Annotated in this window: 21 protein-coding genes; all 21 read right to left on the minus strand. The window is 39.7% G+C overall.

The window, feature by feature from the left end; genetic code table 11:
* Position 1: 1 nt before the first annotated feature.
* The 21 genes from cobI to ACYQ2D_RS03260 all read right to left on the minus strand — a co-directional run bounded on the left by cobI (position 2) and on the right by ACYQ2D_RS03260 (position 22173).
* Entirely contained in the window at positions 2-697 is a 696-nt protein-coding gene (gene cobI / locus ACYQ2D_RS03160; protein ID WP_022303043.1) for a precorrin-2 C(20)-methyltransferase, read from the minus strand.
* Positions 694-1866: a cobalt-precorrin-5B (C(1))-methyltransferase CbiD gene (gene cbiD / locus ACYQ2D_RS03165; RefSeq protein WP_459784618.1), complete on the minus strand. Its 1173-nt coding sequence runs from the start codon at positions 1864-1866 to the stop codon at positions 694-696. The genes cobI and cbiD overlap by 4 nt, the downstream gene beginning before the upstream one ends.
* Positions 1867-1997: 131 nt before the next feature.
* The gene (locus ACYQ2D_RS03170; protein ID WP_187558036.1) at positions 1998-2159 is read right to left on the minus strand and encodes a hypothetical protein; all 162 of its coding nucleotides are present in this window, start codon (positions 2157-2159) and stop codon (positions 1998-2000) included.
* A 31-nt stretch (positions 2160-2190) separates the two neighbouring features.
* Entirely contained in the window at positions 2191-3660 is a 1470-nt protein-coding gene (gene spoIVA, locus ACYQ2D_RS03175) for a stage IV sporulation protein A (protein ID WP_117456337.1), read from the minus strand.
* 124 nt (positions 3661-3784) lie between these two features.
* Positions 3785-4636, minus strand: coding sequence for a bifunctional 5,10-methylenetetrahydrofolate dehydrogenase/5,10-methenyltetrahydrofolate cyclohydrolase (locus ACYQ2D_RS03180; protein WP_022303046.1), 852 nt, complete (start codon positions 4634-4636; stop codon positions 3785-3787).
* A 28-nt stretch (positions 4637-4664) separates the two neighbouring features.
* Positions 4665-5294, minus strand: a complete 630-nt coding sequence (locus tag ACYQ2D_RS03185; RefSeq protein WP_117456336.1) for a cyclodeaminase/cyclohydrolase family protein — start codon at positions 5292-5294, stop codon at positions 4665-4667.
* A gap of 105 nt (positions 5295-5399) precedes the next feature.
* On the minus strand, positions 5400-6050 hold the full coding sequence (locus ACYQ2D_RS03190) for a DUF3786 domain-containing protein (RefSeq protein WP_117456335.1): 651 nt from the start codon (positions 6048-6050) through the stop codon (positions 5400-5402).
* A gap of 9 nt (positions 6051-6059) precedes the next feature.
* On the minus strand, positions 6060-7988 hold the full coding sequence (gene acsV / locus ACYQ2D_RS03195) for a corrinoid activation/regeneration protein AcsV (RefSeq protein WP_117456334.1): 1929 nt from the start codon (positions 7986-7988) through the stop codon (positions 6060-6062).
* Positions 7989-8095: 107 nt separating this feature from the next.
* Positions 8096-8881: a carbon monoxide dehydrogenase/acetyl-CoA synthase methytransferase subunit gene (acsE, locus tag ACYQ2D_RS03200; protein WP_117456333.1), complete on the minus strand. Its 786-nt coding sequence runs from the start codon at positions 8879-8881 to the stop codon at positions 8096-8098.
* An 82-nt stretch (positions 8882-8963) separates the two neighbouring features.
* Positions 8964-10310 carry an acetyl-CoA decarbonylase/synthase complex subunit gamma gene (gene acsC / locus ACYQ2D_RS03205; protein ID WP_022303051.1) on the minus strand — a complete coding sequence of 449 codons (1347 nt, stop codon included), beginning with the start codon at positions 10308-10310 and terminating at the stop codon, positions 8964-8966.
* Positions 10311-10338: 28 nt separating this feature from the next.
* The gene (gene acsD / locus ACYQ2D_RS03210) at positions 10339-11277 is read right to left on the minus strand and encodes an acetyl-CoA decarbonylase/synthase complex subunit delta (RefSeq protein WP_117456332.1); all 939 of its coding nucleotides are present in this window, start codon (positions 11275-11277) and stop codon (positions 10339-10341) included.
* A 99-nt stretch (positions 11278-11376) separates the two neighbouring features.
* Entirely contained in the window at positions 11377-13503 is a 2127-nt protein-coding gene (acsB, locus tag ACYQ2D_RS03215; RefSeq protein WP_117456466.1) for an acetyl-CoA decarbonylase/synthase complex subunit alpha/beta, read from the minus strand.
* A 20-nt stretch (positions 13504-13523) separates the two neighbouring features.
* On the minus strand, positions 13524-14291 hold the full coding sequence (locus ACYQ2D_RS03220) for an ATP-binding protein (protein ID WP_459784619.1): 768 nt from the start codon (positions 14289-14291) through the stop codon (positions 13524-13526).
* Positions 14292-14357: 66 nt separating this feature from the next.
* Entirely contained in the window at positions 14358-16250 is a 1893-nt protein-coding gene (gene cooS, locus ACYQ2D_RS03225) for an anaerobic carbon-monoxide dehydrogenase catalytic subunit (RefSeq protein ID WP_117456330.1), read from the minus strand.
* A gap of 68 nt (positions 16251-16318) precedes the next feature.
* Positions 16319-17089 carry an ATP-binding protein gene (locus tag ACYQ2D_RS03230; protein ID WP_022303056.1) on the minus strand — a complete coding sequence of 257 codons (771 nt, stop codon included), beginning with the start codon at positions 17087-17089 and terminating at the stop codon, positions 16319-16321.
* 37 nt (positions 17090-17126) lie between these two features.
* On the minus strand, positions 17127-17402 hold the full coding sequence (locus ACYQ2D_RS03235) for a methylenetetrahydrofolate reductase (protein ID WP_459784621.1): 276 nt from the start codon (positions 17400-17402) through the stop codon (positions 17127-17129).
* A gap of 19 nt (positions 17403-17421) precedes the next feature.
* Positions 17422-17664, minus strand: a complete 243-nt coding sequence (locus ACYQ2D_RS03240; protein WP_330600260.1) for a methylenetetrahydrofolate reductase — start codon at positions 17662-17664, stop codon at positions 17422-17424.
* 86 nt (positions 17665-17750) lie between these two features.
* Positions 17751-17930, minus strand: a complete 180-nt coding sequence (locus ACYQ2D_RS03245; RefSeq protein WP_022303059.1) for a CooT family nickel-binding protein — start codon at positions 17928-17930, stop codon at positions 17751-17753.
* 18 nt (positions 17931-17948) lie between these two features.
* Positions 17949-18293: a DUF8180 domain-containing protein gene (locus ACYQ2D_RS03250; protein ID WP_117456329.1), complete on the minus strand. Its 345-nt coding sequence runs from the start codon at positions 18291-18293 to the stop codon at positions 17949-17951.
* Between the two features lie 123 nt (positions 18294-18416).
* Positions 18417-21032 carry an AAA family ATPase gene (locus ACYQ2D_RS03255; RefSeq protein ID WP_459784623.1) on the minus strand — a complete coding sequence of 872 codons (2616 nt, stop codon included), beginning with the start codon at positions 21030-21032 and terminating at the stop codon, positions 18417-18419.
* A complete protein-coding gene (locus tag ACYQ2D_RS03260; protein WP_459784625.1) occupies positions 21019-22173 on the minus strand; it encodes an exonuclease SbcCD subunit D in 1155 nt (384 codons plus the stop codon). The genes ACYQ2D_RS03255 and ACYQ2D_RS03260 overlap by 14 nt, the downstream gene beginning before the upstream one ends.
* Positions 22174-22265: the final 92 nt, after the last annotated feature.

Below are 22265 nucleotides of genomic sequence, written 5' to 3' on the forward strand. Positions count from 1 at the left end.
CTTATTTTTTCTCCTTCACAATAATTAATGAATAATATCCGGACTGTTCCGGTATTTCTTCGGCACTTTTATAAATCTTTTCACTCGGCATGCCACAATCCTCAATCATAACTGCATCCTGACCACTTCTTAAAATACTCTCTCTGACTGCTTTCATTTTCCTTCCGGTTTTCATCAAAACTTTTGTCCCCGGAAGTTTTAATACCTCATCCATGGTATCCGCATTGTACGTTGCAGGAATCACATGAAGCGGTTCTGCCATTTCTACCAGTCCCATATTTAAAGTTGCTGCTACCGCACAAAAAGACGGAATTCCACTTACAATTTCTACTTCATAACCACGCTCTAAAATTCGTTTATGTACATACAAATAAGTAGAATACACAGTCGGGTCTCCCAAAGTTAAAAATGCAACCTGTTTTCCCTGCTTTAAAAGTTCTTCTATGGTATCTGCTGCTTTTTGGTGATTTTCTTCTAATACAGCCGGGTCTTTTGTCATTGGCATTGGGATTGGAATGAGATTTTTCTCATCTAATTCCTGATATACCCCTTTTACAATTTTATAGGCAACACTTTCCTCTGCAACTGCTCCCGGAACCGCTACTACATCACTTTCTTTTACCAATCGAAGTGCTTTTACTGTCAACAGTTCAGGGTCTCCCGGTCCAACTCCAAGTCCATATAATTTTCCTGTCATTTTTTCTCCTCTTTCTGTGTCTTTTTTCTAATTTCTCTCATCAACATATCTGCATGCTCTGTCTGTCCAAGATAGCCATGCTCATTGGAAAAGATTACAGCTCCACAAACCAGTCTTCCATAAGAACGATGGTTGAGACTTTCTTCAATCCGACCGGTAATTTCCTGCATCAGCCCCTTTAAAATTCCGGCTTCTTTCGCAATCTGCACAGCCTCATCTGTCGTGACAGTATCAAGAATCTGCTTTGCAGTCTCTAATGAAGCACCTGCACGAATTGCGTTTGCTGCCATCAGTTCTGCCCTTGCATTTGCCGAACGGGAATGGGTATTCATAATCCCTCCTGCAACCTTTACAAACTTTCCAAGATGTGCCACAAACAAAATTCCTTTTGCTCCCATATCGACTGCCATATCTACGGTTTCGCCAACATAATTACTGCATTTTAAAGATTCCGCAAGCGGTAATTTCAGTTCCTCTTTTAGATACGAACTTCCATAATTTCCCGGTGTAACTAACAGATACTCAGAACCATTTGCAATTCTCTGACGCATCTCGACTCCAATACTTCTAATCAAGGCAGCCTCACTCATCGGCTCTACAATTCCAGAAGTCCCTAAGATTGAAATTCCACCTACAATTCCAAGTTTTGGATTAAAGGTTTTCTTTGCAATCTCTTCTCCTTTCGGCACAAAAATCAAGACAGAAATCCCGCCTTCATATTCATACTGAGAACAGATTTCTTCCACTTCTTTTGTAATCATGCGTCTTGGAACCTGATTGATTGCTGCATTTCCTATCGGCTGTTCCAATCCGTTCTTAGTAATCCGACCAACGCCTTCTCCACCGTCAATAAAGACTCCCGGCCGCTTCGTTTTTTTGACTAATGCAAAGATTTCCAGACCATTTGTCATATCAGGGTCATCCCCGCCATCTTTTTTTACAGCACAAGAAACCTGGTTTTCTTCGATGTTGATATGAAGAATCTCCAGGTTTAATAAAATCCCTTTTGGCGTCATAAGTGATACAGTATTTACTGCTTCTTTTGACAACAGCATTTCAACTGCCGCTTTTGCTGCTGCCGTTGCACTAGAACCAGTTGTATAACCATAACGCATTTTTTTATTATTTTTAATAATATAATATTCTTCCAGACCTGTTTTATGTGCCATCTCTGTCCTTTTCTCTCGCTGTATTTTTCTCTTCTCTAAAGTTTCTGAAAGCAGGGTAGTTTTTGATTAGTCAAAACGAAGCTTGATAAGAATCAAAAAACCGCTGTCAGCTTTCCTGACAACGGCGCATTTTATTCTTTCAAAACATCCGGTTGCCGCAGATATTCTTTTTCTCCGGCACATGTGTATCTGGCTGTACAGTAACGGACTTGCACAGGAATTTCACCTGTTTCCACATCTGCACCGACTCTGCTTTTTCTACTTTCTTTCTCCCTGTAATTATATAATTTCATGACTCAAAAGTCAATCAATAATACAGACTCCTTAGATAATAATGCAGACCAGACCGCCCTTGCTGTCATTTACAATTTTCTGCATGGTATCCTGTAACTTCACCTGACTTTCATCACTAATCTGTATTAATTTCCGATGAATTCCATCTTCTACCAATTGTCCAATTGACTTGCCAAAAATATTGGTCTGCCAGATACTCTCTTCTCCGGAATTGTTGGATTTAATATAGGCAATCAAATCTTTTGCCTGTTCTTCACTTCCTACAATCGGCGCAATCTCTGTTTCTATATTGGCACGAATCAAATGAATGGAAGGACTGATAGATTTAATCTTTACTCCATATTTATTTCCCTGTTTTATGATAATTGGTTCTTCCAAACGAATTTCTGTCTTATCCGGAGTTACCACACCATATCCTTTCGCCTGAACGGACTCTATTGCATCTTTTACTTTTAAGTATTCCCCTCTCATCTTAGAAAGTTCCTGCATCATATGAATCAGTTCATATTCATCTGAAATATCAACCCCTGTCATTTCACTCAAAATAGCATAATACCAGCTGTCATCCATATCAATACGAATTTTTATTTTTCCACTTGATAAATCTAATGTTTCTAAGAATAATCCTTTTACATACTGGCTTTCAAACTCCAGCCGGTCTTTTGTCACATCTTTTATGTAATGCATTGTTTGCATCATCTGCTGTACACACGAAATCAGTTCTTCTTTTAAATAATGCTCCGAAGATAACATTTCTACCCATTTGGGAATATAAAATTCCATCTGAACAATCGGAAATTCATACAACACTCTCTCAAGGATTCTCGTCACATCATCATTTCTCAACTGCTCACAGTTTACACTAATCACACCAGCCTGATATTTCTTTTTTAATTCTTCCGCTAATTCCAGTGTTTCTTCTTTGTATGGCTTCTGAGAGTTTAAAAGAATCAAAAATGGCTTTCCAGCTCTTTTTAACTGAGCCACCGTTTTTTCTTCACTTTCTATGTAATTTTTTCTTGGAATTTCCCCAAATGAGCCGTCACAAGTCACCACCAGACCAATATTAGAATGTTCTTCTATGACTTTTTTTGTTCCAGTCTCTGCTGCCTGATGAAATGGAATTTCCTGTGCATACCAGGGAGTTTTTACCATCCGTTCTTTGCCTTCTTCTATATTTCCTGCCGCCTCAGGCACCATATATCCAACACAATCAATTAAACGAATCTTTGCTTCCAATCCCTCTGCTATTTGTATCTTTGCAGCTTCTTTTGGGATAAATTTGGGTTCTACGGTTGTAATTAACTTTCCAGAACCGCTAAGCGGAAGCTGGTCTCTTACCTCTTTTTGCTGGTTTTCCTCCATATTGGGAAGCGCTGCCAATTCCATAAATCTTCTTACAAAGGTAGATTTTCCTGTCCGTACCGGTCCTACCACACCAATATAAATTTCTCCCCTTGTGCGGGCTTGTATATCTTTATAGATATTATAGGTATCCATATAGATTCCCCCTTATTATACTGCTAAAGTATATGCCCGTTTTTTCATTATTAGAACAAAAAACAGACTGGAACTTGCAATTGAATTCCAGCCTGTCTATTCCTAAGAATAACAACTATGTAATTTAAGCAAATTTACGTTTTGCAGCTTCTACAACATGTCCAACTAAAACAGATGTTGTTACACTTCCAACACCGCCTGGTACCGGAGTAATTGCTTCTACGATTGGTTCTGCTTTTTCAAAATCAACGTCTCCACAAAGCTTTCCTTCTGCATTTACATTGATTCCTACATCGATTACAACCTGACCTGCTCTTAAATAAGTGTCATCTACAACACCCGCACGTCCTGCTGCTACGATTACGATGTCTGCTTCTCTTACTACAGATGGCATATCTACTGTTCTTGTGTGACACACTGTAACAGTTGCATTTTTCTTAATCAGCATCATTGCTGCCGGTTTACCAACAACAAGACTTCTTCCAACAACAACTGCCTTTTTACCTGTACAGTCAATTCCATAATGATCTAAGATTTCCATACATGCCTGTGGTGTACATGGAGGGAAACCAACGTTTTTGCCTGTGAATACGCCAGACATAGAACCATCTGTCATACAGTCCACGTCTTTTGCAGGGTCAAGTGCATTCTCAATTACAGACTGATCCAGATGTTTTGGAAGCGGACGGAATAATAAAACTCCGTGAATCTGGTCATTTTTATTTACTTTATCGATTGTTGCAAGCAGTTCTTCCTGACTTACATCTTCCGGAAGAAGGATTTTTTCACATGCTACTCCTAATGTTTCACAACGTTTTGTTGCTCCTCTTTCGTAAGAAATATCACTTTCATTTTCACCGACACGAATAATACACAGAGTTGGATTTACTCCTTTTGCTTTCAGTGCTTCCGCATCTGCTTTAATTCTTTCGTTTAATGCTGCTGTTACTTCTTTACCCAGTAATCTCTTTGCCATTTCTTAAACCTCCGCAATTGTTTTTCACTTATTTCAGTCTGGAAAGTACACTGTCAAATGTTTCATCTGCAATTTTTGTATATTTTTCCAGCATTGCATCCGCTTTTTTGTTCAGTTCTTCCGCATACTCTCTGTCTTTCATGGACTTAGTATTGATATAGACATTTAAACTTGCACCTTTTAACGCTGCTTTACAGAATGCAGCTCCTACACCTGCATCACTGATTGCCAGAGTAGAACCTTTTGCTGCAAATTCAACAATCACTTCGATTGCTTCACAGCATTTTTCCATAATTTCCATCGGTACAGAGCAGGCATCCTTTAATACGATTTCCATTACTCTTGCTTTTTCTGCTTTTTCTTCCTCTGTCTCTCTAGGCATACCATAAGCTTTGGAAAGCGGCTCAAACACTTCTGCATCTCTTTCGATTAAACGCAGGAAATCTTTCTGAAGTTCATCACATTTTTTCTTTAATTCCCACATTTCATCTTCTACTTCTGCATATTTTTTCTTGCCAACGGTAAGGCTTCCTACCATATTTCCAAGTGCAGTACCAACAGCACCAACCAATGCAGATGCTCCGCCACCGCCAGGTACAGGTGCTTTTGATGCCAGTACTTCCACAAATTCATTACATGGTACGGTTGAAAATCCCATAATGTTATTCCTCTCTTTTCTTTATATTTAAGCACAAAGTGCTTATTTTTATGTTCAATTTATTTATGATTCCCAAATTTAACATTCGAGAGATTATTTTCAATATTAAGACAGTTTTCTTTCGACTGCTTTCATCATGTTAATGCAGATATCTCCTGCCACCGCTAAATCTTCTGCGGCAAAGGTTACTGCAAAATTATCTGAGAATAAAATCTGTGAAGATGGTGGAAATTCATCGTCCCCTTCCCACAGAATCAGTCGAATGAAGAATCCTTCCATAAACTCAAGCTCAAAGGCACAGTCTCCCTGCTCTAACGGTTTTGCTCCCATTGCAGTCATTACCTTTTTAAATGCCTCAAGTTTATTTCCATAGCTAAATGCCAGACGCATCAGGCATCGTCCCTGAAATTGTCTAAAATAAACTTCTCCCCACGGTACCTCCCGATAAGTTAAAAACTTTCCGGAAGAAGGAGCTTTTGCTTTTTCAGACAGATAACGAACCATAAAAATCTTGGCATTCATCGCTTCTTCTAACGGATATACCCCTTTTTCATCTTCTTTATGAGAAATCTTATAATCCGGAAACGAAATTTCATAAGTGCTACCCATAAACACTACAGTAAACACTTTTTTCTCTTCGTCATAGAAAAATCCAGTTCTTTCACTGATTTCTTTTGGGTCTATTTCCTGATAGGTTTTCAGATAATATTCATAAGGACGCTGTTCCTTGCTGTCTTTTGCATAATCAAAGTCCATTTTTTCCTCCTAAGCTTCTGTCACCGATGGAAACAGAGTTCTATCCGTATGCGGAATGAAACAACATGCTACAAATTCATCCATGTAGCTTGGCACAGTCGATAATTCGAGATAGGTCATATTGGACGCTAACTCATAACATTTTCGCTCTGCGTCTCTTGATAACAACATCGTATATGCCCCGGATAAAGAAGAGTTTCCAATATAATGGAATTTTTCCAGAGGGATATCAGGGAACATACCAATATGCACCGCATTTTTCATATTGATACCACTACCGATTCCACCGGCTACATATACATCATCAATCATGGAAACATCGAAATCCAAAGATGCCAACATCGTACGAACAGCCGAGAAAATCGCACCTTTCGCACGAATAAAATTATCAATATCTACTTCGTTAATTTCCACGTCTTTTACTGAACCAGCTTCTTCTTCAAAAGCCAGCACATAACTTCCCATGCCAAAATGGTCATGACGGACACGTTTTCCCTCCCGCACAAATTTTCCTTTCGGATTAATAATACCTGTACGGAATAATTCGCTGATTACATCAATAATACCCGAGCCACAAAGACCAACCGGCTTCTGCCCTTCTTCTCCAATAATACTATAAGTAGGCTCCATGGTTTCTTTGTCGATTGTACATGCTTCAATTGCACCATCGGTTGCACGCATACCACAGCTGATATCTCCACCCTCAAAGGCAGGACCTGCGGAACATGCACAGCTCATCATAAAATCAGAATTACCAAATACCAATTCTCCATTTGTACCTAAGTCAATAAATAATGAAAATTCCGGACGATTCCACAGCATACTGACTAAAGTACCTGCTGTAATATCTCCACCTACATAGCTTCCGATATTCGGAGCCATAATAATATGGGCATCTGGATTTACCTGAATTCCAATATCTGAGGCAAATAAAGAATTTGTTTTATAAAAAGTAGGAATATACGGTTCCATACGAATCGGATCTCCGTTCATTCCTGTAAGCAGATGATTCATTGTTGTATTAGAAGCAATGCTTAAACGATAGATATGTTCCGGTTTAAATCCACTTGCACGGCACATCTGCTGAATCATTGGATTGATTGTCTCCTGAATTACCGCTTTTTGAAGTTTCTCACTTCCACCTGGTTTCATAGATTCAATAATACGATTGATAACATCTGCTCCATATCGAATCTGTCCATTTCCGGAAGAAGCCTTTCCAAGAATTTCTCCAGACTTCATATCAATTAATAAAGCAGAAACGGTTGTTGTTCCGATATCAATTACCAATCCTCCGATTACCACTTTTTCATCTTTTTTATAGACATCATAAATAAAAATATCATTTTCTGTGCTTCTAATGACACACTGTACTTCAAAATTGCTTTCTCTGAAAACATAAGAAATTTTACGCAGTACTGAATATGGCATCCGTACTTTTTTAATTCCTGTCTGTTTTTTGATTGCACGAACCAGACGTTCATTATCCGGCATCGTGTCATCCAGAGTCGGCACATTCATTTTAACATTAATAACATCCAGGCTGTTTGTCAAAGAAATTCCTGCTGATTCTACATCCGATTTTGCTTTTTCAAAAATTGCAACTTCTTCTTTAGAGCTTAAATCAGCAACTTTCATACGGCTTCTGTAGGCAGATGCAATATCCGGTACCTGTACTTCTACATCTCCGGTTACTTTGCTTACGCAGGCCAGTCTCCAGCCTTCTGCATATTCTTCATCTGTGATATGACGGGTTTTCGGAGACTCAATCTCTCCTCCGATTAATTTTACTCGACATTTTCCACAGGATGCATTTCCAGAACAAGGTGCATCAATTGCTACATTGCTCTTTCTTGCGATTTCGAGAAGGTTTTCTCCTTCCTGGGCATAAGTGATAACATCTTCCGCCCCTTCAAACTTAAAAGTCACTTTAAACATAGGAATTCGCCTTTCTGATTCTTTTTAATCGGAGAGAAGCAGACATAACATCTGCTTCTCTCGTTAATTACTGCCCAGATTTTCTTACCTATTTTAACTTCTGTAGATTACAGTTCCAGATAAGAATCTGCATATAATGTGTTGTTTTTAAATACATCACAAGATTTGATTGTTTCCATCAGACGAAGGTCATTCGGGTTAACAATTGCGGATGTCAGACCGTTCATCATACACATAGCTACTAAAGCAGAATCCATGATTGGACGAATGTGTTTTGGCATACCGTTTGAGTTATTGGACAGACCACCTGTAGAATTCAGTCCCATGTCAGAAATCATTTTGATGAATTCAAGAACTTCCATCTGTTTGTCCTGCATACCTTTTACAACCAGGAACAGCGGGTCAAACCACAGATCTGTTTCTTCCATTCCATGCTCTAAACCTCTTTCGAGCAGTGTCTGTAAATATCCCATACGTTCGTCATTGTCTCTTGCGATTCCTTCACCGTTGCAAAGTGCGATAACGATTGCATCGTTTGCTGCTGCAAGGTCAACGTATTCGATTCTTCCTGCTGCATCAGCGGAGTTTACGATTGGTTTTCCTTTTGCACGGTTGTATACAGAGATACCTGCTTCGATTGCTTCTTTGTTAGAAGTATCCAGAGCAAGCGGAACGTTGTCAAAGTTTTCCTGAAGGAGCTGAACAGCCCATTTCATCAGTTCCGGACCATATCCTTCTGCAGGTCCGATGTTAACATCAAGGTATACAGCACCTGCATCAAGCTGCTGTTTTGCTCTTTTTAAGATTGGTTCTGCATCTCTTTCTAAAAATGCTTTGTTTACTGCTGGAGCTGTGGTGGAAAGTCTTTCACCGATTGTAACAAATTTTGCCATAACTTTGTTCTCCTTTTTTTCATGTTATTCTTACAATTCCAGGGAGAACAGATCTCCCCGGAAAGGTGATTCTAAAAAATCATTATGCAGTCAGGTCTTTTAAGAATTTAACTAACTGTACAGCCTCAAGAGGTGCAACAATAATTTCCCATCCTGGTAATTTTGCTTCAAGGTCACCCTTTAATACAGCAACTTTACCCGGAATAACCAGTTTTCTGCATTTTACTTTATCTTCTACATTTTCCTGAATGTATTTTGCTACAGATGTAGAAGAAAGTTTTCCTGCTGCCCATGCTGTCAGAACGGAAAGTCCACCTGCATCACTGATAATCAGGTTGCAAGGTACACCAGAACGCTCTAACTCACCGGAAACAACGAAGTATGTAAGAGCGAAGTCTACAGTTGTAAGACATAAGGAGTTTTCGTCTGCTCCGTTGAGTGCGTAGATACCTGGTTCTACTTTCATTGGTTTCTGTGGGTCTGTAAATACGTTCTGTCTTAATCCAAATAATGGAAGAGCCTCTGCATAATCCAGAGTTTCTACTACTACGATAGAACCGTATTTCATTGTGAACATAGATAACAGTGCCTGCTGCATTACTCTGTCACCATGTGCAAGTGCTGCAACATTAACCAGAGTCGGATATCCGAATGTTCTATCCTGATCTTTTACTGCTGCACGACGAATCTGTACAGCATTGCCGTAAGCTTCTTTGATAGAAGCAGTTCCAACATCCAGAATCAGGTTTTTGTTTCCTGCTTTTTCCAGAGCTGCAACAGTATCATATAATTCATTTAAGTCTTTTCCAGTTACGCCAAGTACAACACCTGCTTCTGTAGCAACTGCGCTCATCTCAGCATAGTTTGATGCATCAGCACCGTTTAATACTGGTTTTGCTTCTTTACAAACTTCAAGAGCTGCTTTTGCAAGCTCTACATCTTTACATCCCAGAATCAGTGTTCTGTTTAAAGCTGCTGCTTTCTTTACGATTTCAACATATCTGTCTTTGTCTGTATCTGCTGCATAGTTTACATATACTAATTCAGCAAACATTCTTTCACCGATACGTTCATAATCCACTTTCGGAATTTCTGCCAGCTTTGCATCGATTGCGGCGTCGTCCATACATGAGCATAAAGATACTGCATATCTTGTTTTGCTTACATAAGTTTTTTCATGTCTGAACAGAACAGTTTCTCCACCTAAAGAGAATTCATTTTCACCGGCACCGATTTTAACTGTTTTCATTGGCGGTGCAGTAGCCTCTGATAACTGAGCCAGAGCATCTTCGGACATGTGTGGACACTGTGAAATATCCATAGCACCCTGAGCAACTTTCATTGAGAAAGCCATACAAGTAGGGCATCCGCACTCCTTACAGTTCTTTTTTGGTGTCATTTTAAAGATTTGAATACCTGATAATCCCATTTGTTTTTTATCCTCCTGTTTCTTACGATTACATTAATTCTTTAATCATTTTGGAAATAGTTGCAACAGACTTAGGATGTTTCAGGATGATAGCATCTGAACCAGAAGCCAGAACTGCTGCTGCTGTCTGTACTTCCATACTAATTCCTCTGTCTTCTGCTGGTCCCCATTCCGGCATATCTGCTTCTGAAGCCATTGCTTCTTTTACGTTCCAAGCCTCGTCAGCTACAGGAGTGATGATTGGCATCTGTAACTGTTTGTCATCCTGAGAAAGAGCTGCACCTTTGATACGGTCCATAGTAGATACTACATATTCGAAACCATAACCAACTGCTGCAGAACCTACGTTCATAACTACGTTTTCTGCCTGTACACCTAACTGTGTTAATACTACGTTTAACTGTTTTGCAAGGTTGATATCTACAGCGGATTCTGCTCCAACTTTCTGGTTATAAGCAAGTCCTGCTGCTGCTCCGACAGCTTTATAGTTTTCTTCTCTTGCAGAAAGGATTAAAACATTTTTACCCTGAAGAGCTTCTGCTACTTTCGGGAGTAATTCAGAATCTTTTTCGACATTTTTACATCCTTCAACAACTAAAGGACAGGTAACTGCTTCGCCAACTTCTTTTACAACAGCAATCAGTTCTTCGATGGATTTGTTTTCACCATTCGGGTCTCCACCTTCAAGACGTAAGCAAACAAAGTCCGCACCTTCCATTGCTTCTGCCTTTTTAGCGATTTCACCGATTGTTGTTGCACCGGCATAATATTCCTGGATTCCAGGTACGTCTGCAAGTCCAAGGTCGGAAATTTCCACACCAATTTTTGGTGCGTTTTCCATTGGCGCATCAAATGTATAGAAAGGATATGTACATTCTCCTCCTAATTTGATTGCTTTGTCCCCGCAGCCGATTTCAACTGTGTTAATATTTGCATTGAATTTCTGTGGTTTCTGATTAAACGGCATTTCTTATTAGCCTCCTTGTATATTTTTTATAAACGGCGGGTTAGGCCACAGCTTCCCCCACCGCTTATTATGATTATCGTCTAAGGAATGAACCTCTGATTACATCATTGGCTCCATAGAAAGAGCTGGATGTCCTTTTTCTGTTAAGAATCCTACCAGTTCTTCTGGGTCTGTTGCGATTGTTTCATCACCAATCATATCTGTAAAGTTTTCAATTCCGTATAATTCTTTTGCAGTTTCATTCAGTCTGTCTGCAACAAATTCTTTCAGTTCTTTTGGCATCCATACGATTCTTTCGATACCGCCTTCTGCTTTCATGAACTTCTTGGAACCGATAAAGTGTTTACCATGTCCCATGAAACCTGGTGTCTGAACACCACCACCTGTCATGGAAGCCATCTCTGGGAATGTCATACCAAGAGGAGTCATACCTGCATATTCACGGTTGGCAATTACAACACCGTTTGAGAATGGCTCGATACCACAAATACATTCGAAACATCCACAAGATGTCATCGGTTTTTCCATGATAGAGTACAGAGATACATCTTCAAGAGCACCCTGAGACAGTTTACGAACTGCTTCATTAACATCTTCGTATTCACCGATTCTCTCATCGATACATCTTTCTTTTGTGATTACCTGACAAGGTCCGTTCGGATCAAGTTCATTTGTTGCTTTTGCATCCAGCCATGAAACCGCACCACAAAGGCCAAGACGTTCCGGAGTAACAACACATACGTGAGATGGAGAGAATGCCTGACACAGAATACAGCTGTAGTATACGTCTACAGATTCATCCGTCAGGTTTTTCAGACGGTCATCACGTTTGTTGAATGTAGGAATAGCCACTTCATGACGAATTCTTGTACATTCAGCCGGGTCTGTGTAAATAACAACTTCACATTTATCAACAACTGCATCAAACTCATTTTTAACGGATGCGTATAAAACTTCACCGATGTGTTTGATACGGAATCCAGCTGCAAATGCATCTTTGCTGATACGGATACGCTGCATATCACGCTGTCCTGTATGATATACACCTTCGATACAGTTGATATAGTTATGGAATTTACGTTCGATAACCGGCTCAAAATCTGGCTGCATGCTTCTACCAGCAACTTTAACGACATAAGCAATGCTGTTTTTGCTTCCCAGTTCCATTTCATCAACTTCCGGTCCTACAACTGTAATCTTATGGTCTTCAATTTCAGAAGCTTCTACAGTATGTACTAACTCAGCACAGTCTACACGGGAACCATCAAATTCTACCTGCATATCGCCACGACGGATAATTTCACCTTCGAAAGCAGATGCATAAGCAACCGGAATATCAATGTTTGTAATTTTAATTTTAATATCACGTGCCTCTAAAGATGTTGCATTGAATTTTTCAACATCTGGCTGGCAGATTAAGCTCTTCGGTACTTCAGAAACGCCTTCCTGATTTGTGATAACCGGGAATCCAAGAGCGATTGCGCCTGCACCACATGCAACGATAACATCATCGAGAGGAGCAAATGCATTAACAAATGCCGGTACACGGTCTTTTGTATAAGTCATCAAAGAAGCGGCATCACCTGGTTTCACATTACCAAAGATAAGAGCTGCTCTTAATGCGATAGATACAACATGGATAACTGCTGTAACATCTTTTCCAAGCGGGATAACACGTACGTTTGCACCTGTTTTCATTCCAGCTTCTTCAACCTGGTCAATGATTCCGCCAACTAAGGTAACTAAGATACCCTGTGCCTGATAGCTTTTTACTAAAGCAACACCTTCTTCTGTTGTAGGAGCAGAACCAAGAATAACTGCAACACCTGGGATATCGCCTGTTACAAGCGGTACACCAAGTTCACGGATGATTGCATCCGGAACATGTCCTGCACATGGTGCTTCATAAGGAGTTGCACCGTCGATGTATTTTAACACTTCAATAAATTCTGCACATAATGCAGTAGCAACACCTGACATAAATACATCATGTGTTTTCATTTCTCTTGTCATAAGAGTTTTTACTACACCTAACGCTTCTTTTAATTCTCCTAAAGTAGCAACTTTAACACCTGTTACTGCATAGTAGCAAGGTAAGCTGTAAGCAGTATCTGGAAAGCTGATTGCTTTGTCTGCACCATGCTGCTCAATTGCTGCATTAATTGCATTTTCGGTTAATCCATAAACAGCATCATTTCCGCTAAATACGGTTTCAAATAATGTCAATGTTTCTTCCTCCTGATTTCTCATAATTCCTTGTCGATTATGTTTTTAATTTTTGCGATCTCTTCTTTTACAGTATTGCTGAAATCGTAAGGAGATTTCCCCTGGCGATCCGCATCTATCACTTCTGTGTTATAGTGAATGAAGCCTAACAGATCCTCTGCCGGGATATGAGCTTTTACAAACTCTTCATCTTCGACATTTCTTACTTTGTTTGCAACAACACGAACCTGTTTCACTCCGAGGTCATCTGCCAGACGTTTTACATTCTTATAAGTCTGTACACTTCTGGCTCCCGGTTCAATCACAACAATAAACTGGTCCATTGACTGGGTGGTTCCACGGCCTAAGTGTTCCAGACCGGCTTCCATATCCATAATTACGACATCATCTCGATGAATGACCAAATTGTTAATGATTCTGCGAAGCATTACATGCTCCGGGCAGACACATCCGCCACCGCCGGTTTCCACAGTCCCCAGTACCAGCAGTTTTACTCCATTTACCTCTTTTGAATAAGTATCCGGAATATCGTCCACTTTCGGATTGATTTTAAAAAACTTATTCACTTCATTTGCACCGGTTCTCTCTTCTACCAGCTTTCTCATTTTTGTAATGGGAACAATTGAATCTAAAGTTTCCTCGTCGAATCCTAAAGCCAGTCCAAGGTTTGCGTCCGGATCCACATCTGCTGCAAGGACTTTTCGCCCTTCGTCTGCGTACAGCCGGGCTAAAGTCGCTGCAAATGTGGTTTTACCCACACCGCCTTTTCCTGTCACTGCTATTTTCATTTCATTCACCTTTCTTATACCGGCTGTCTAATCCAGTTCTAAATCAGACAGCCGTTTTTTCTGCTCTTAAATTCCGAGCGCTGCACGTTTTTCTTCGATACGTGCGATCATGGCGTCTCCAAGTTTATCAATATCTTTTTCCACAGTAAATGCTGCTTCTACCCACTCTCTTGTACCATTTGTTAAGATTTCAGCAATTTCGCTGGAACCGGAAACATAAGGGTCAACACCAAGGAAAGTATCGATACCTGTACCAATTACATAGTTACCGATGGAAACTGCTTTTTCAGACATCCATTCCGGAGCACATCCAACAACTGGAAGCTGTGAAACATGTGTACCGGCACATTTAGCCAGTTCAGAAGCAAGAATCATCATACGGCTGATATCTACACAGGAACCCATGTGAAGGACTGGAGGGATATCTGCCAGTTCACAAACACGTTTTAATCCATCACCACAGATATCTTTTGCACGTTTATCCATAAGACCGGCTTTTGCAGCTGCCTGTGCAGAACATCCGGATGCAATAATTACGATATCATTTGCGATTAATTTTTTCATCAATTCGATATGTGCAAGGTCAGGACGGATTCTCGGGTTATTACATCCAACCATTGCAACTGCTCCACGAAGAACACCTGATGTTACACACTGTAACAGAGGTTTTACTGTTCCCATTTCATCAACCTGACTGTTTGCAACACCGTCTAAGCATTTGATGATTGCTTCTACAGAATATCCTACAGTTGCTTTCTGTTTTAACTGTGGAATATGTACCAGTTCCGGTTTTCTGTTTTTGAAGTTTTCAATTGCTGTTTTAACGATTAATTTTGCTTTTTCATCAGCTGTTTTTGCATCAAAGCGGATAAATTCAGAATCCGGCATCTGTGCAATCGGAGATGTTGTGATGAATTTTGTGTGGAAGCATTTACTTAAAGGTCCGAGTGCCGGGAAGATACACTGTACGTCTACTACGATTGCTTCACAAGCGCCTGTAAGTACAACGTTTTCCTGCTGTAAGAAGTTACCTGCCATCGGAATACCACGACGCATAGCTACTTCATTTGATGTACAACATACACCGGATACTGTGATTCCCTTTGCTCCCATTTCTTTTGCATAAGCAATCATTTCCGGAGAGTCTGCATATTCACAAACCATTTCAGAAAGACTCGGGTCATGTCCATGAACTACGATGTTTACGTTTTCTTCTACCATAACACCAAGGTTTGCTTCTGTATCGATTGGCTTTGGAGTTCCAAACAGTACGTCAGAGAATTCTGTTCCCATCATGGAACCGCCCCATCCATCAGATAAACCTGCACGGATAGACTGTTTGATTAATGCCTCCGGAAGAGAGGAACATCCCATGTGAGCCATATGTAAAGAACATGAAACTTCACGGTCGATTGCTCTTGGTGCAAGTTCGTTCTTTTCCCATAATTCCTGCTGTGACTGCGGAGCTCTCTTTAAGAATCTCTGTGTTCCAAACGGTTTACCATATTCCCACAGACCCATTTCTGCAACTTCATGTGCTAAGTCGTAGATATCTTTTCCTTCTGTCTCTACACCCCATTCTTTTGCAATGCGAATCAGTTTTTCCGGATCTTTTACCTGATAACATCCATCAGCTGATGATTCATATAAGGTATGACAGATTTCACGACCATGGTCGGAATGTGTTGCAGAACCACCTGCTGTAAATTTCAGATAGTTACGTCCAACGATACCGTGTACGTCACATCCACAAATTCCTCTCGGTGCTTTTTTTGTAATACGACATGGTCCCATAGAACAGATACGACAGCAGACACCTTCTTCACCAAACTTACAGTGCGGAGTCTGATTTTTTACACGGAACTGCCAAGCATCCGCGCCAACTTTTGCCCCTGTCTCCAGGAGTCTCTCAGTAGCAGCTTCGAATTCTTCTACTGTGGTTAATTTGAATTCACTCATGAATATCCTCCTTGAATTTCGCCTCTTTTTTTTCTTAGGGCCTCCCCTTTCCGGCAGGCCCAGTTTTTTTAGAGCCCCAGATTGTCAATAATTTCAACAATTGCTTTTCTTACCGGAGAGTCTTCCGGCAAATCTACAATCGGGGTTCCGTCACAATCAAATTCATATACCGTTTCGTCTTGCGGAACAACGCCAAGCAGGGTTAATCCCTGTTTTTCAATCTCAGCTTTTGTTCCTTCATTCAGTACCCCGTTCGGAGCTCGGTTGATAATTAAACCAACTTTCTTCGGGTGCATGTCACACTCTTTAATCAGCTGTGCAATTCTTCCAACTGCCTGTACGCCTCTTCTTGAACAGTCACTGACAAGAATGGCAACCTCCATATTCGGAAGAACTCCTCTGCTGATATGCTCCATGCCGGCTTCATTATCCACGATGATATAAGGATAGTTTTTTTCCAGCCTCTGAAGCTGCGCCTGCAGAAGTCCGTTAACAAAACAGTAACATCCTTTTCCCTGCGTACGTCCCATCACCAGCAAGTCATAATCATCATCTTCAATTAATGCATCGTCAAATTTAAATTCCATATAATCTGCTTTCGACACTCCTGGTGGAATCGGATTATCCTTTGACATTTCCGCTCTGGCCACTTCCTCACGGATATCACCAAGCGTTTCTTCCACTTCCACTCCAAGGACCTCGTTTAAATTTGAATTTGCATCTGCATCTACCGCAAGAATCGGACCTTTGCCTTTCTTGCCCAGATACTGAATAATCAATCCGGTAAGTGTTGTTTTACCAACACCGCCTTTACCGGCAATCGCAATTACATGTGCCATTTGCAGGGCACCTCCTATATTTCTTTAATGTTGTTTCCTACACTAATGTGCGAAGACCGGATCTGTCAATAATCTCAGAAACGTCTTTCCACTTATTCAGTGCATACAGATGGATGCCATTTACACCAAGTGCACGATATTCATCAATCTGTTTCATTGTGTATTCGATACCAACTTCTTTGAAGCGAGCTTTCTTGCCTTCTACATCAGCATCGAATGGTTCTTTGTCGAACGGATTTGGAAAAATCCAATTCTTAGAAATAATTTTGCAAAGTTCACGAGGCATTACACAGCCATTACGTGAAAGTGCCATGTTAATTGTAGCAGCCTGGTTAAGAATTGTCTGCTGTGTTTCCGATACAGGTAAAATGTGTTACCGGTGTGGTTCCGGCAGCCTGAATCATCTTGCACACATCCATGTTCTTACCAACATTTGTTCCACCAGCTCCATAAGTACAGGAAGTATATTCCGGTTTGTATTCGCACAAATGTTCAATTGTGCCCGGAAGATTTTCCATACCTTTGTCTGTTTTTGGTGGAAACAGTTCGAAGGATAAAAGCATTTTCTCTTTCATCACTTCTGATAACTTTATCGTTTACTTACCTCCACATTATAATTTATCTATTCAAGACTGTGCGTAGCAGTCTCAAAGATCTGTTTTTACTGACAATCCAGTTTTACAAGGCTGTTTGCTAAATCAACCATAAGAATTTTTCCTTCTATTACGCGCTCATCACCCATAATATCTCGAATGATTACCTTTTCTCCATCCACATCAATTCTGCTGACATTTCTGCATACTACAGTATCATCACTTTTTTGAACGGTTGCAAGACACATAGTTACGCCTCCTTAATTTCAGTCCTTCAAATGTTCTTTCACAAGTGTCAGTGCAAGACCTAATCGCATGTTTCCTTTCTGGAAATCCGCAACACCTTCTTTAATCGTTTTTGCCGCATCTTCCATTCCCAGTTTTGCAAGATTTTCTGCCATCTGGTCAAGTTCTTCTGCATGGTGTTCATTGTGGGAAAGCATATAATTTAAAAGTGCTACCACTTCTTCTGTACAGCTTCCCTGACACTCGTTATCACCACAATTGCTGCATCCATGTTCATGCGCATGTCCATGCGTATGTTCGTGGCTGTGATTATGCTCATGACCATGAGGAACGACATTGCCGTTTTCATCATTAATTAAATGCATTTTTTCTCCTTTCTCTGCAGCTTAATTTTAATTGGGCGCAGTAAATGACAATAATTTATCAATACCATTATTATACATGTTTTTTGCCGTTTTATCAAGCAATTCTTATGTTTTTTTAAAGGTTCAGACCACTGTTAAAATCTGACTTCCTTTCTGTCCTTTTTTTATCTCAATCCGATGAAAAATCTGCTCTTTTAATTCTTTTACATGCGAAATAATTCCAATCATACATCCCTGACCCGAAAGCTGACGCAAAGTATCAACAGCAAGTTCTAAAGACTGCTCATCAAGGCTCCCAAATCCCTCGTCAATGAACAAGGTTTCTATGCAAATTCCCCCCGCAAACTGACTTATGACTCCCGACACTCCAAGTGCCAGAGAAAGAGCTGCCTGAAAACTCTCTCCACCTGAAAGAGAACGGACACTTCTTACCTTTCCGGTATGATAGTCGTATACCTGCAAATCCAGACCACTCTGGCTTTTTTTGTTTGTTCCCGTCTCCTCTACCAACAACTCATATCTGCCATCTGTCATCTGTTCCAGTCTCTGGTTTGCTTCCACAACAATTTGTTTGAAATATGCAGACTGAACATAGCGTTCAAAGGATACTTTCGGTTTTCCTGCAAGTGTTCCGGATGCCGTATCCGAAAGTGACAAAAGTGCCAGTCTTTCCTTTCTGGTTTTTTCGCTTTCTTCCCACAGTTTTTTCAGCTGTTCTAAGGTCTTTTCATAAAAACTGATACGTTTATAAATTTCTCTTAATTCCATCCTGATTTTTTCCAGATTTTGTTCTGTCTGTTCAAGCTTTTTCTGTTTTTCTTCTTCCGACTGTTTTTTTTGCCCCAAAAGCGTTTTTTCCAAAATTTTTATCTGCCCTAAAAACTTGTGAAGCCTTTTTTTGTAATCTGCAATTTCCTGCTCTAATTTCAAAAGTTTTTCCTGTTTTTCACAAAATAATCTGGCTTCTTTTTCACTTTTAAACTTTTGTTCTTTTACCGCAGTTCTTAATTTCATCTGACATGCTTTTTTCTCTGCTTTTAACGCTTCTATCTGCTCTTTACATATTTCTTTTTCTTTTAAGATTCCCGCTTCTTTTTCCAGATTTTCAATCCACTCTTTTTGGATTGTCTCACTGTCTCTCACTTCTTTTTTTACATCTTGTTCAAGTTCTCTGATTTTTATTTCTTTCTGGTTTCTTTTTTGTCCTGTCTGTTCTAGTTTTGCATGAACTTCTTTCCAGAAAAAATCCGGGTTTACCGATATCTCTTTTGTACTTTTTTCTACTTCTTTCTCCAGCTGTAAAAATGTCTGCATGGTTCGCTGTCTTTTCTCTTCTAACTGTTTCTTCTTACGTTCTTTTTCTTTTAGTTCTTCCTGGGTAAGTACTTCTCCTAAAACAACGGCCGGACGCGGATGTAAAACAGAACCACAAACCGGACACGGCACTCCCTCTTTTAAACTCTTAGCCAGAATTCCTGCCTGCGCACAGAAAAATTTTTCTTTTTCTGTTTCATATTCAACCACTGCCTGTTTTGCTTCTTTGATTTCTGTCTTTAACTGTTCCTGTAACTTTTCCTTTTCCGTTTGGAGATTACAAAGTATATTCAGCTTTTTATATTCTGTCTCTATTTCCAGACATTCCGCTTTCAGACACTGTATTTTTTCGTATTTTCTTTTATTTTGTTCTGCCTCTTTTTGTTCTTGTCTTAGTTTTCCTGTATTCTGTTTTTGTGCTTTCTGCCTTCCGCAAATTTCCCGATACCTGATTTCTTCTGTCTCAAGTGCTGTTTTCTTTTCCTCATATCGCTCCAAAACCGGTTTGATATAAAGCGCCCCCCTCTTTCTCTTATCCAGCTCTTTTTCTTTTTGAGCAAACTCTCTCTTTCTCTCCTTTTCTCTTTTCAAAATTTCCTGCAAATCTTCCAGCTGTTGAAAATCCCGATTTATCGTTTTTATCTGCTCCAGGGCTTTTAAAATTTCTGCTTTATTCGTCTCCTCTTCTTTCTCTACCCCTTTCTGCCTCTTTTCTTCTTCTTTTAACTCTTCTATCTTTTTTTCTAAAATCTTTTCAATTTCTTCTGGGATCTGCCAGCTCTCATCTTCTTTTTTGAATTCTTTTTCTAATTCTTCTTCCAGACCTGACATCAGCTGATGTTCTCTTTCTTTTCGCAGCTTCTCCTCTTCTCTTAAATGAACTGCTTTACTTTTTAATACTTCTGCCAGCCTTTTATAAAGTCCGGTATCAAATACTCTTCTGAAAATCTCACTGCGCACTTCACTTTTTGCAAGCAGTAAATTCAAAAACTCTCCTTGCGCAATCATTGAAATCTGTTTAAATTGCTGATAGTCAAGTCCAAGTATTTCTCTTATTCTCTCGTTTACCGCTTTTCGTCCGGTTAATCCTTCTTTTTTCTCCTCTTCTAATACCGCTTCATTTTTTCGTTTTCCATTAAAACTGCGGATTACCTGATAACGCTCTCCTTTATGCGAAAATAATAATCTTACTTCACTGCACTTTTTTGCTTCTACATAATCACTGTGAAGTGTTTCCATCTTTCTTGTCTCTCCACTTGCCGTATCATAAAGGGCAAACGCAATTGCATCAAAAATTGTAGTTTTCCCAGAACCGGTATCTCCACAAATTAAAAACAATCCATTTTCCTGAAATTGTTCAAATGAAATCTGTGTGCGTTCTGCATAAGGTCCAAACGCTTCTAATTCCAACTCAATTGGTATCACCTTTCATCTCCTCCATTTCACCAAGTACCGTTCTTAGTATCTGCTTTTCGATTTCATTCATAGGTATCCCATTTTGCTTTTCATAAAATTCAGCAAAGAGAGACTCCGGTGTTTTTTTTATAGCAGACAAATCCGCCGTTTCCATAATTCCCTGAGCCAACGTTCTACGGTTTTCAATCCGACATTCCAACATTCCCGAAAAGACCTGCTGTAATCTCTGCACCGGATACTCCAGTATTTCTTCGTCTGTCACTCGAATTGATAAATAATAGCCTGTCCGGAATTCCTGATAGGCTTCAGAAAGTAAATTTTCCAGCTTATCTTTTAAAACTGCCAGTTTCGTTTTTGGATGCAGCAAAATCTTTCGCACAGAACAATTTCCTTTTTCTTTTAATTCCACTACTGTAATTCCTTTTTTATCATTTACTTCCGAAAAGGAATACGCAAGTGGAGAACCCGCATATCGTATCCATTCCGTTTTTATTTTCTGTGCCCGATGAATGTGACCAAGGGCAGTATAGTCAAATCTTTCAAAACAGGATACATCTACTGCTTCTATCCCTCCTATTAATTTTATTTCTGATTCTGAAGTTTCGGGAAACATTTGTCCGTCCACAACGAACTGATGAGTCAGTAAAAGATTGCGTTCTTTCTTATTATAAGGCAGATCTTTCAGCACTTGCTTTACTGCTTCATGATAAGTTTGGGGACAGTTCTTTTCATAAGCTCTCAACATATCCGGACGCAAAAACGGAAGCAGATACACCGTCAGCTTTCCATACTCGTCTTTTCGCTCCACACTTTCTATCTTCCCCTTATAAGTCCCACAGATATGGACTTTCTGTTTTTTTAATAATCCACTTGCAAATTCGAGCCGGCTTGCTCCGTCATGATTTCCACTGATAATAAACACTTCACAATTTTCTTTTACAAGAGCCTCTAAAAAAGAATCAAACAATGCCACTGCCTCCGAGGACGGAATATATTTATCATAAAGATCCCCACAGATAAAGATTCCGTCTGGCTTTTCCACACGGACATTTTTCATAATTTCTTCTAATATATAACTCTGTTCTTCTATCAAAGATTCCCCTAATAATTTTCTTCCTAAATGCAAATCTGCCAAATGAAAAAATTTCATAATTTTAAAACTCCTTTTTTTAATAATAACATGAATTTATTAAAAAATTAATAAATTTGGAGTAATTACTTCATATCTTTATGATAAGATAA

It is taken from the genome of Blautia stercoris (assembly GCF_054657695.1).